General features: G+C 45.6%; 10 protein-coding genes. 6 read left to right on the top strand and 4 right to left on the bottom strand.

The genetic code is table 11. The features are described from left to right. The first annotated feature begins 312 nt into the window (after positions 1 to 312). The 5 genes from uhpT to manA all read left to right on the top strand — a co-directional run bounded on the left by uhpT (position 313) and on the right by manA (position 6,803). The gene (gene uhpT, locus OH459_RS11985; protein ID WP_005446907.1) at positions 313 to 1,710 is read left to right on the top strand and encodes a hexose-6-phosphate:phosphate antiporter; all 1,398 of its coding nucleotides are present in this window, start codon (positions 313 to 315) and stop codon (positions 1,708 to 1,710) included. A gap of 297 nt (positions 1,711 to 2,007) precedes the next feature. Then, positions 2,008 to 2,616 (top strand): transcriptional regulator UhpA, encoded by a 609-nt coding sequence (gene uhpA / locus OH459_RS11980; RefSeq protein ID WP_005446909.1) that lies wholly within the window; start codon positions 2,008 to 2,010, stop codon positions 2,614 to 2,616. Next, positions 2,616 to 4,115, top strand: a complete 1,500-nt coding sequence (uhpB, locus tag OH459_RS11975; RefSeq protein WP_017189075.1) for a signal transduction histidine-protein kinase/phosphatase UhpB — start codon at positions 2,616 to 2,618, stop codon at positions 4,113 to 4,115. Before uhpA ends, uhpB begins: the two co-directional genes overlap by 1 nt. A gap of 5 nt (positions 4,116 to 4,120) precedes the next feature. Beyond that, entirely contained in the window at positions 4,121 to 5,461 is a 1,341-nt protein-coding gene (locus tag OH459_RS11970) for an MFS transporter (RefSeq protein ID WP_050906999.1), read from the top strand. Between the two features lie 118 nt (positions 5,462 to 5,579). Continuing rightward, the gene (manA, locus tag OH459_RS11965; RefSeq protein WP_269986931.1) at positions 5,580 to 6,803 is read left to right on the top strand and encodes a mannose-6-phosphate isomerase, class I; all 1,224 of its coding nucleotides are present in this window, start codon (positions 5,580 to 5,582) and stop codon (positions 6,801 to 6,803) included. 70 nt (positions 6,804 to 6,873) lie between these two features. Here the strand turns inward: manA and OH459_RS11960 are convergent, their stop codons facing one another. Genes OH459_RS11960 through OH459_RS11945 form a run of 4 tightly spaced genes read right to left on the bottom strand, consistent with a single transcriptional unit; the run spans position 6,874 to position 10,802 of the window. Further along, positions 6,874 to 7,530, bottom strand: a complete 657-nt coding sequence (locus tag OH459_RS11960) for a potassium channel family protein (protein ID WP_005446913.1) — start codon at positions 7,528 to 7,530, stop codon at positions 6,874 to 6,876. Then, positions 7,527 to 8,648 (bottom strand): AI-2E family transporter, encoded by a 1,122-nt coding sequence (locus OH459_RS11955; protein WP_009701207.1) that lies wholly within the window; start codon positions 8,646 to 8,648, stop codon positions 7,527 to 7,529. Before OH459_RS11955 ends, OH459_RS11960 begins: the two co-directional genes overlap by 4 nt. Before the next feature lie 29 nt (positions 8,649 to 8,677). Beyond that, positions 8,678 to 9,691 (bottom strand): DUF2955 domain-containing protein, encoded by a 1,014-nt coding sequence (locus tag OH459_RS11950; protein ID WP_017189078.1) that lies wholly within the window; start codon positions 9,689 to 9,691, stop codon positions 8,678 to 8,680. Beyond that, on the bottom strand, positions 9,681 to 10,802 hold the full coding sequence (locus OH459_RS11945) for an HlyD family secretion protein (RefSeq protein ID WP_269986927.1): 1,122 nt from the start codon (positions 10,800 to 10,802) through the stop codon (positions 9,681 to 9,683). Before OH459_RS11945 ends, OH459_RS11950 begins: the two co-directional genes overlap by 11 nt. 160 nt (positions 10,803 to 10,962) lie before the next feature. On the opposite strand from OH459_RS11945, the gene OH459_RS11940 reads away from it, so the two are divergent. Beyond that, positions 10,963 to 11,976: a helix-turn-helix domain-containing protein gene (locus OH459_RS11940; RefSeq protein WP_045487499.1), complete on the top strand. Its 1,014-nt coding sequence runs from the start codon at positions 10,963 to 10,965 to the stop codon at positions 11,974 to 11,976. Positions 11,977 to 12,260: the final 284 nt, after the last annotated feature.

Raw genomic sequence — 12,260 nt, 5'->3', positions numbered from 1 at the left:
AGACGACTCACTCTGAACAGAAGAGCCAACGCACATTGGCATTCAACATAGACCATTGCCTGTTCAAGAACTTGCCAATTCACGCCACAGATACGTTCTATTCACTTTTAAAGCACTATTTAAAGCGCTATTTATACTTCTATGAATGTGATGATTTTCACGCTTTCTTAATCAGCAATCGTTTTCTAGGAATTTTTCCTAGTCGATCTAAGCCCTCCTCTCATGTAGTTAAAAAGAGGACTCTCTACAATCGCCAGCAGTTAAAAGAAAGCGAGCACGCAAGTGCATCACACTAATACAAGAGAGTTCACGATGTTAAAATTCCTTGAACAAGTCCGGAAGCCTACCCTAGACCTTCCAGTCGAAGCGCGTAGAAAAATGTGGTTCAAACCATTTATCCAATCTTACCTAGTGGTATTTATTGGCTATTTGACGATGTACCTGATCCGTAAAAACTTCAACGTCGCACAAAACGACATGATTTCTACTTACGGTTTGTCGATGACAGATCTAGGTTTGATTGGTCTCGGTTTCTCGATTACTTATGGTATCGGTAAGACCGTGGTTTCCTACTATGCCGATGGTAAAAACACCAAGCAGTTCCTTCCTTTCATGCTTATCCTTTCTGGTCTGGCAATGCTTGGTTTCAGTTTCAGCATGGGCGGTGGCAGCGCAAGCTTGTTCTTGATGGTGGCGTTCTACGCACTAAGTGGTTTCTTCCAAAGTACTGGTGGTCCTTCTAGTTACTCGACCATTACTAAGTGGACACCGCGTAACAAGCGTGGTTCTTACCTAGGTCTTTGGAACATGTCTCACAACGTAGGTGGTGCGGGTGCTGCAGGTGTAGCTCTGTTTGGTGCAAACTACTTGTTCGACGGTCACGTAATCGGCATGTTCGTGTTCCCTTCTATCATTGCGATCATCGTTGGTTTCATCGGTATGCGCTATGGTAACGACTCTCCTGAAGCCTACGGTCTAGGTAAAGTAGAAGAGCTATTTGATGAAGCAGTCAGCGAAGAAGACGAAGCGGCTGAAGGCAATCAAATGACTAAGAAAGAGATCTTTGTTGAGTACGTTCTGAAAAACAAAGTGATCTGGCTACTTTGCTTCGCAAACATCTTCCTTTACATCGTGCGTATCGGTATCGACCAATGGTCAACGGTTTACGCATACCAAGAACTTGGTCTATCAAAAGAAGCAGCAATCTCTGGCTTCACCCTATTCGAAGTGGGTGCGCTTGTGGGTACTTTGATGTGGGGTTACCTGTCTGACCTTGCAAATGGTCGCCGTGCGCTAGTGGCTTGTGTTTCTTTGGGTTTGATCATCGTATCACTTGAGTTCTACCAACACGCAACCAGTGAGTTCATGTACCTAGCGTCACTATTTGTTCTTGGCTTCCTAGTATTTGGTCCTCAACTGCTTATCGGTGTTGCTGCGGTTGGCTTTGTTCCTAAGAAAGCAATTAGTGTGGCAGACGGCGTAAAAGGCACATTCGCTTACCTAATTGGTGACAGCTTCGCGAAGTTGGGTCTAGGTATGATTGCAGACGGTACACCAATCTTTGGTCTAACGGGTTGGAAAGGCACGTTCGCTGCCCTAGATACCTCGGCAATGATTTGTATTGTTTTGCTTGCTTTCGTTGCTATCGCAGAAGAGAAAAAGATTCGTCAAAACAAGAAGAAGCTTGAACTCGCAGAAAACCAAGCTTAATCAAACAGCGCGCTTTGTTAGTCAAAGCGCGCTAGATCATTAAATAAACTTGGTCAATTTAGTATCATAGTAAGTTTTTATTGAGCTTAGATACCAATCAAAACAAATAGGTGTTTATTCTTGCTGGCTAAAATCACTTATAGCTTTGTTGGAAATTTTGTAGTTAGAGCAACTAGCTAACGGCAATCTCCGCCTCGCTCTAAGCGATTTTTTCTGCGCAATTTTCTAAACACTTATTTATCCCGATTGGTATTGAGCTCATTTTCGTTTGTGTATTGCTGAAGTTTGGTATTTAAGATGATTAACGTAGCGCTTGTTGATGACCATGTCATTGTTCGTTCAGGATTTGCTCAGTTGTTGAGCCTTGAGCCAGACATGAATGTTGTAGGTGAATTTAGCTCGGTAGCAGAAGCTCGAGTGGGATTACCTGCGTGCAAGCCAAGTGTAGTTATCCTAGATATCTCGATGGCAGACGAAAGTGGGCTTACCCTACTCTCCGAAATCCCTTCAGGCATTGCTTGTGTCATGCTTAGCGTGCACGACTCTCCCGCAATGGTTGAAAAGTCACTTAAACTCGGCGCAAAAGGTTACCTAAGTAAACGTTGTAGTCCTGACGAGTTGATTCAAGCCGTACGAACCAGTGCTTTGGGCGGTTGTTATTTAACGCCTGATATTGCGTTGAAGCTCGCGACACCAAGTGACAAAGCGGCAACGCTGACTCAACTGACTCGCAGAGAAAACGAAGTGTGCCAATTATTGGCTCGTGGTTTAGATGTGAAATCAATCGCCACTGAGCTTGGTTTAAGCCATAAAACCGTTCACGTTCACCGTGCAAACGCCATGGATAAGCTTGGCGTGAAGAACAACGTTGAGCTCGCCAAACTGTTCTCGCAAGAGTCGTTTTAATGCGTAGCTACACCATCACCTCCATTTGCGGTTTATTCATGACAGGATGCTCGTGGTTCTGTCTGTGGGTGATCGCTTATTACTTTGTGAACGATGCGGAGCTCGCGATCTTGTTGTTCCCTTTTGCGTTGCGTTTGGGACTAACACTGCATACGCGTACAAAGTATTGGGCAACGATTTATCTCGCCGAATGGGGATTGACCGTTGCTCTTGCTCTACTTCTTGAACAGCCGCAATGGCTAATGGTGTTGGTTGCCAGCTTCCTGAGTATGCCGGTTGTTTACCTTGCTAAGCGTTATTACAAAGGCGATCAGAACCAGCATTTAGCGGTTATGGCGGTCGTGTTGCTCGTGACGTCTTGTATTAACGTACTAGCGGTTGGTTATCATGTTCAATCTGTCTACATGGCATGGTTAGCTAGCATTGCTGGCGGTTTGTTAGTTCTGCCAATGTGCTATTTGCTTTGGAACTATCTCTTCCAAAGCCCTTGGTCACCGCTGACCTCGAATTTGTTAGCCAACGAAGTTCAGTTCAAAGTTCGTCATATTCTGCTATACAGTGTGTTGTTGATTGCCAGCATTTTGGTTCAAACCAGCCTGCCGGATGAGTTAAAACGCTTCGCACCTTTCTGCATGGCAATCCCAATCATTGTGCTTGCGCTACGCTACGGCTGGCAAGGTGCCCTGCTTGCGACCATGTTAAATAGTATCGCGCTGATTGCTGCGCGAAGCGGTGTTTCGAATCTGGAAATCACTGACCTTCTGTTATCCCTTTCGGCACAAACCCTAACTGGCATCATGCTCGGTTTAGCGGTGCAGAAACAAAAAGATCTTAACCAAAAGCTTCGTGGTGAATTATCGAGAAACCAAACCTTGTCTCGACAGCTCATCCAAGCGGAAGAGTCGGTGCGTCGTGACGTGGCAAGAGAACTGCACGATGAAATTGGTCAGAACATCACAGCGATCCGTACCCAAGCGAGCATCATTAAGCGGGTCGATAACGCTGAAATGAACACACGCTGTGCCGATATGATCGAAAACCTATCACTCAATGTTTATGACACGACCAAACATCTGCTGAGCAAACTTCGCCCGAAGATGCTCGATGATTTGGACTTAAAAGACTCCGTTCACCAGTTAACCCGTGAAATGGAGTTCGACAATCATGGCACTCGCGTTGTGCTTGATTGGCAAGGTGACTATGAGTCTTTAGGCGACACGCTAAAAGTCACCCTATTCCGTTTATGCCAAGAAGCGTTAAACAACGCAGCTAAATACGCGAATGCGACGTCTATCGTTATCGAGCTCTCTATTAAGGAGAACATTTCGTTGAACATCGCTGACAACGGCATTGGTTTCAAAACCGAAGACTGCATGAAAGGCATGGGCGTTCGCGGCATGCAAGAACGTGTACAAGCGCTTGGCGGCAAAATGTATATCTACTCTTTGAACGATCATGTGGATGGCACACAAATCGCCATCACATTACCTAAGGTGTAACGAGCATGTTTGGATTATTTCAGTCTCCGAGCTACAACCAAGCTCCCCTTAGCAAAGACCAAGTGGATGAACGCTATCGCTATTGGCGTCTACACATCATGCTGGGTATGTATCTTGGTTATGCGGGCTTTTACTTCACTCGTAAAACGTTTAACTACGCTGCACCCGCGATGATTGCTGATTTAGGTTTAGATAAAGCCGACATCGGTATGATTGGTACGCTTTTTTACATCACCTATGGTTTATCGAAGTTTATCTCGGGCACCATATCTGACCGTTCTAACCCTCGCTTTTTCATGGGTGTCGGTTTAATCGCGACGGGCCTTATCAATATCACGTTTGGCTTCTCTAGCTCTTTGGTTGCACTCGCTGCTCTTTGGGTGATGAACGCTTGGTTCCAAGGTTGGGGCTGGCCTTCGTGCTCTAAGTTACTTACGACGTGGTATTCGCGCTCAGAACGTGGTTTCTTGTGGGCAATTTGGAACACCGCCCATAACGTAGGCGGCGCTTTAATTCCCCTACTCGTTGGATTTCTTACATTCCATTACAGCTGGCGAGAAGGCTTTATCGTACCGGGCGTTATCGGCGTCATTCTTGGTGTCATTGTTTGTTGGCGCTTACGCGATAAACCGACCACTCAAGGACTGCCAACGGTTGGTCAATGGCGTGATGACAAGTTAGAACTGGCGCAAGAAAATCACGGGCAAGGTCTGAGTTATAAAGAAATCCTCAAACAATACGTGTTCAACAACAAGTACATTTGGTTGCTCGCATTTAGCTATGTACTGGTTTACATCGTGCGCACCGCCATCAATGACTGGGGGAATTTGTACCTGACAGAACAACACCACTACAGTCTAATCAATGCCAACGCAGCATTGTCGATGTTTGAAATCGGTGGCTTTGTTGGTTCTCTAGTGGCTGGTTGGGGATCGGATAAACTGTTCGGTGGTAACCGAGGTCCAATGAACCTCTTGTTTGCCGCAGGCATATTCCTATCTGTCGCCGCACTGTGGTTGATGCCATTAACCAACTTCGCATTCCAAGCTGCTGGGTTATTCTCGATTGGTTTCTTCGTATTTGGTCCACAAATGTTGATTGGAATGGCAGCAGCGGAATGTTCACACAAAGATTCCGCTGGTGCAGCAACGGGCTTTGTTGGTTTGTTTGCTTACATGGGTGCCGCACTTTCTGGCTACCCATTAGCATTGATTCTTGAAGAATACAGCTGGACTGGATTCTTTATCACCATCTCGGTATGCGCAGCCGTTATTGGCTTGCTGTTGTTACCGTTCTTACAGGCTCAACCTTCAAGAAAGCCGCTCGCTCCCAAACTTAGGTTGTAGACACCTGATTGTAGAAGCGACTTCTACACCTCTTAGGGTGAGTTAACCGCTCACCCGCCCAATCTCCACTATTTTTTGCTTCCGATTCAGTTCGGAGGGTTTTCTACGGGTAAAATTCATGAATTCGAATACTATTTCATCAAAATGCTTCTTCAAAATGGACAATAAGATCCAAAACTACGACTGGGGAAGCCGCACGTCTATCCACGATTTATTTGGCTTTGCTAACGAAGCTCAACAACCTCAAGCCGAGGTTTGGATGGGCACGCATCCGAATGGTTGCTCTATCGTTAAACAGGGAAGTACTGCTGCTTCGAGTACAACTGTTTCATTATCAGAATTGATCAATCAGGACCCGTCAGCGTTTCTATCCCAAAGTACGGCAGACGCCTTTGGTGACCTACCTTTCCTTTTCAAGATTCTTGCAGCAGATAAAGCCTTGTCAATTCAAGTGCACCCAAACAAGCAAGATGCTGAGATCGGTTATGCAAAAGAACAACAACTAGGTGTACCGCTGAGTGCATTCAATCGGAATTACAAAGATGCCAACCACAAGCCAGAACTGGTTTACGCCCTAACGGAATATCAAGCAATGAACGGCTTTCGTCCATTTGATGAAATCATCGCTGAGTTCCGCCTGTGTGACATTCCTGAAATCAACGGCTACTTAGAACAACTTGAGCGCAATCCCAACCAAGATGGGTTGTGTCAGTTCTTCGTAGAGATTCTTTCCATGGAAGAAGCACGCAAGGCTAACGCAGTGGATCACTTATTAAGTTACGCAGCAGCCAACCTAGTACGCCCTGTGTGCGAATTGATTTTAGACCTTGCTACGCAGTACCCGAATGACGTGGGTTTGTTTGCCCCTTTACTGCTGAATGTTATTACGCTTAAACCCGGTGAAGCCATGTTCTTAAGCGCAAGAACACCTCATGCTTACATTAAAGGCACCGGTCTGGAAATCATGGCGAACTCAGACAACGTACTTCGCGCTGGTTTAACACCAAAACACATGGATGTGGAAGAACTGGTTAAGTGTACCGACTTTATTCCAAAACCGATGAACACGCTGCTAACCAAAGCAGAAATCAAAGGGTGTGAGCATTACTTCCCTGTTCCTGTACAAGACTTCAAATTCTCTGTGTTCCAAGAGCCAAAAGATCAACAAGTTGAGATGAGCAGTGCGGAAATCTTAATGCCGATCGATGCAGACGTAACGCTTCTTGCAAAAAGCGGCGAAACCTTAGTGCTTGGTAAAGGGCAATCGGCTTTCATTCCTGCTTATGTGGGTAGCTACACAATCCGTTGTGAAGGTCGCGTTGCTCGTGCATTTAATGGCTAAGTTCATTTTCTCTTAAAATAAAAATGGCGGAGACTTTTCCGCTCCGCCATTCAGACCATTCATTTGTTTGCTAACTCTGTGCTTGAGCCAAACGAATGCTCACCAGACTTGCCACCATGATGGCTAAGTAAAAGCTCCCGACTATCGCTTCAAAGAAAACGAAGAATTGAGCCACTGGAACCGTCGGTGAAATGTCACCATAGCCCACTGTCGTTAATGTGATAAAGCTAAAGTACAAAGCATTAAACAAGTTCGACAGCCAAGGTTTTGCTTCTAATCCGGTGAAAGAGCTTGGGAAAAACTCCAGCACCAACAAGTAAATCACCGCCCACGCAAGCCCCAGTAGCAGATAGATACAAATCGAACCGATGATGTGGTTTGTCGTGACAGACTTGGTCAAAACCACCTGCTTTAGCGCCGAGTATATATGTGAAAACAAGAAAACCAGTAATGCACCTAGCGTCAAAATGGACAGATCTAAATGCTCTAAAAACGACATACCATAGGAGATGACGGCCACAATCAGTAACACGCCATACCATGTACGATTGGATTTGTTCTTCTTGTTGATGCCTGCAATCGAAGCGCCTAGCGTCACCACCAAAAGAGCAAGAACAAACTCCTGCCCATCTGGATAAAACTGATGCATCACGGCACAGCCAAAAAATAACGCAATAAGTGCAAAGAACAAAAAGTAAAAGTTATCTTCCCTGGTCATCGGTTTCATGATGCCACCTCTGCTTTGTCTTCCTCCTTCGCTTTTTGGTCCATGCTCAGTGCTTTGTTTGCTTCAGTGTCATCTTCATCTAACCAGTTCACCATCAACTGGTAAGTCAGGCTCAATACCACAGCACCAACAAACAGACCTACGATACCAGACATTGCCATACCACCCAGTGCACCCAACAGTGTTACAAGCATCGGTGTGTCAGAGCCACGGCTTAGAAGCACTGGTTTCAGTACCGCATCACTCGCGCTCACCAAAATACACCAAACTAAGAAGATGCCAGCAACCAGTGTTGATTCGACGCTAAACACGTAAATAATCGCAGGAATCAATGCCAGAATCGGAGGCAACTGAACAATCGCAATCAGAATCACAGCAACCATCCAAAGCGCAGCAGCAGGAACGCCAACTGCGACCATACCAACACCCGCCATGACAGATTGAATCAGTGCAACGCCAATCACACCTTGAACGACACTGCGAACGGTCGATTTTGAAAGATCAATCAACGCTTCGCCTTTCTTGTTGGTAAGGCGGTCTGCTAGCTTGGTAAAACCTTTTTGGCAAACTTCAGCATTGCTCATGAACGCACCTGCAATCATGGTCGAAATAATGAACTGGATGAAACCACCACTTACCGAGCCAACAATAGATGCTGCTTGAGAAAGGAAGCCTTTCACTTGCTCGCCATACTTAACCAAGAAGCCTTCCATGTTGGTCGATGCATAGTTAATCGCAACGAACAGCTTGTCGCCCACGACAGGGATCTCTTTTAAGCTTTCTTGTGGCTTAGGTACAACTAAGGTGCCGTCTTGCAGCCCAGTGACGACCTCGGTACCACTGGTATATAGACCGGATGAGAGCGCGATAAGTGGGATTAAAAGTAACAGCACACCGATAGTACTGAGGAGCGCACTCGCCTTACCTTTTGAGATACCTAACCGATTGTGAAGGGACATCATGACTGGGTAGAGCGCGATGGCAATAATACCGCCCCACACGACCAACATAATGAATGGACTGAGGATAGAGAAACACCACCAGATCAGTAACGCTACGGCTCCGATCTTGATAGCGGCGTCTATCGCCTGTTTAGAGAAATCATTTGAAGCTTTCATAGCGTTACCTTTTCACTGTCTGTTAAGTGTTATGTTTGCAAAAACTTCCATTGTCGGGTTTCCAAAAAGAGTGATGCGAGGATCATGTACGTCCCGACCAACACCAATTGGAAGATTCGGATAAATGTATTGCTGTCGATATCTCCGGAGCTCATTAGCGTGCTGCCGATCAAGACAAGCAAGGTACTGAACGCCGTGGCGAATATCGGTGCCTTCTCTGGCACGGTGTAAATCTTCTTCCCTATCAATACCGCCAATAACGCAATAAAGGCGGTGTAAAAGAATATGCTTGGCACAATGGCGAGAATCGAGAAAGCCAAGATGGCAAGTATCCCGCCGATACCGTTACTGATGATTAAGAACGCGCTTAATTTGACTGACTTCTCTGACGTAATCATCAAAGACAGCAACGCGACAAACATCATGGTGAGCAGCGCTTCTGAAATCTGAAAGACAAAGAAGAAGCACACCACAGGAAACGAAATCAACATGGCTCGAAATGACGCATGCCAACGTTGTTCTTTACCAATTGGTGGAGCCGCATAACCCGCGAACTCACTGTCAGGCTCTGGTAGATAAATATGAACCAGAGCAAAAATAGCCACCGATACCGCACCAGAAATCGCCAAGCCACTCGCGAGCACTACAGAAATCGCAGGGTTATTAATTGCCATAAACGGCAACATCAACACCGCAATCAACAAAATGGTCGCGAACAGATTCCATTTGGGGTCAGTAAACAAGTAGTAACCCCATGCCATCATCAAACCGACGGCAATCAGTAGAACAATTGGGTACTGAGTAATGCCTCCTGAAAGAAGCAACCCCAATCCCATAGTGGCAATCAATGCCAGCAGCAACTCGTAAATCGTTTCTCTATGAAGGTTTGGCTTATCGACCAAGAACTTCGCGGTAAATACCGGCGCGACAAACGCCAGTTGCCAATTAATCCAAGCAGCGAGAAACACCGCCAGACCTACACCAATGGTGAAGCGCAGAATCCGGCGTTGAGTTGCGTTATCAATGCTCAGATTATCGGACATAAGACAGTACGCTCAGTAGACGAATCCAAAGTTTGCCGAGGGTGTTGAACACGAAGTTGTCACCGCTGTAAACAATCACGTCTGCTTGACCGCCAACACGTAGCATTCCTGTTACCTCTTCACGATCAAACTCGATAGCGATTGGTAGCATTTGCGTTTGGCGTAACCAGCCTGTTTGTTGGTTGGCTTGCGCCAGCTTACCCGCTTGTTGGTTTTGTCCCCAATCGACACCCCAGTCGATGCTGCTCACTTTACCTTTGATGACTTTGCCGGGAACAAAATCGAGGGCGATTTCTACTTCGTCACCAATGCTAACGTTGCCTAAGCTGTTTTCACGGAAGTACGCTTCAATCCAAATGTCTTCTGTCGACACAAACGTCATGATTGGCTGACCGGCTGAAGCGTAGAAGCCTTCGGTCAAACTGAAGTTCGAAACACCACCTTGAGTTGGCGCACGAATCACAGTACGTTCTAAGTTCAGTTGAGCTTGCTCAAGTGCCAGCAATGCTGCTTTGACTTGGCTGTTTTCTTCACCTTCTGCGCCAAGTTGTTGTTTCGCTTTTTCAAGATCCGCTTCTGCATTTACTACGTTTGCTCTCGCCGTTGCCAATGATGCTCTGGCTTTGTCTGCATCCGATTTAGAAACCACACCTTTCTCTGCCATGGCAAGAACACGGTTGGCTTGCGCTTCAGTGTTTTGGCGTTCAACAATCGCAGACGTTAACCTTGCTTGAGCCGAAGCGATTGATGCGGTTTGCGCGCCAACGTTTTGCCCTGCGATTTCAAGATTCTCTTCGGCTTGCTTTACCGCGATTTCATAGTCAGATTTATCGAGAACGGCGAGCTCATCGCCTTCTTCAACAAGTTGGTTCGGACGAACATTAATATTGAGGACATTGCCAGAAACCTGAGGCTTTATTGGCACGATATAACCTTTAACACGTGCATTGTCGGTCACTGGAATGATGCGATCTGACACAATGCTGAAGCCGAGCATGACAACAATAAATAAAAGCAGATGGTTGGTGACCGTCTTTACTTTGTCTTTTTTATTCGTCTCTTTGTTTTCCGCCACTTCCGTTGGCTGTTTCTCGTTTTCGTTCTCGGACATGTTATCCCCTTGCCATTGAATAGATTGAACATTTTAAGAATATACCGTCCTGTCCAACCTGCCATTAATTGAAGAATAAATAGCGAGCTATATCAAAAACCGTGCGTTATGCGCTAAGATTGGTTGAAGGTCACTTGGGCATACATGGAGTATTCGCTTGATGCCAAATCAAACATTTCATCTACCCGTTATTCAGACTAACTATGCTCGTATTCTGGTCGAGGTCTTTGCCGACTATGGCTTGGACAAACACAAATTGCTCAGTGATGCCGGTTTGCCTGCGGACTTATTCCAGACCGAGAGTGACTACATCCCATCTGAATCGATAAAGCGTTTGATTCATTTAACTTCTTCTCAACTCGGCATTACAAAATTTACCGATTTATTAGTGTTGGTCTTCCGCCGCCGCGTTATACCTAATGTCCTGCATCAGTTTGTGTCGTTTCAAACCATCGGTGAATCAATGCAACACATTGATGAGATATTCAGTTTAGACTCCCCCGGCAGTAACGTTTGTTTCGAAACCCATCATGGTCACGCTTGGTTCTGTCGTTTCTCTGAACAAAAAGACACACAAATTGCGGACTGGTCTGAAGCATTTGCTGTTATTTACATCACGGAACTCATCAGCATTTTGACCAAAACCACTTGGCATCCAAGCAAGGTTCGCCTACAAGGAAGCAACAGTGACATCGTAAAAAGTGTTGTACCTAGCCAGTGCCAGATATTCGTAGGTCAAGAGAAGACTGGTGTTTACATTCCCGATGACATTCTTAACGTACCCATTCAAATATCAGACTCACAGTTAGGCACTGAACCAAGTCAGATTCAGTGGCATACGAGTTTTACCGATAGCGTGTTTGAACTCCTGCGCCCTTATGTGCGAGAGCGTAATTTGTCGATAGAAGAAGCGGCTCAATTGCTGAGCTATTCTGTTCGAACCTTTCAAAGAAAGTTAAAGAATGAAGGGACTTCTTTTCGACATATTAAGGAGTCATTGATGTTCTCTGTTTCTTGCGAATTGATGGAAGAAGGACACTCTCTCACTTATATATCCAATCAACTTGGCTACACCAGTATTTCGCACTTTTCGCGCGCCTTTAAAAGAGTGTCCGGGTTATCTCCTAAAGTGTATAAACAGTCTATTGCGCTGAACGCATCCAGCACTTCGTGACGTTATACTGCTCAGTCCATTTGAGGCTTGGTACTTGGTAATTGCTTGAGCTTGGCTTGCATCAGTGTTGCGAGGTCTATCTCATCACACAGCACTTCTACGTCCTGAACTCGAAAGTAAACAATCATACGTTACCCTCAATTGAAAACGTGGGGCTATTATGCCGTGGCGCAAACCAAGTTATTTACCATTTTGCGCCACTCAAACACATTTCAATCCAATCATTTTGAAGTCTCAAATTAGAGTAATTCATCCACTTTGCACAATCTTTACAATAGGAAGAA

The sequence above is a fragment of the Vibrio sp. MM46 genome (assembly GCF_027587135.1).
GTDB lineage: Bacteria > Pseudomonadota > Gammaproteobacteria > Enterobacterales > Vibrionaceae > Vibrio > Vibrio harveyi.
The sequence above is the reverse complement of the archived record's forward strand: the minus strand, read 5'-3'. Positions and strand labels throughout refer to the sequence as shown.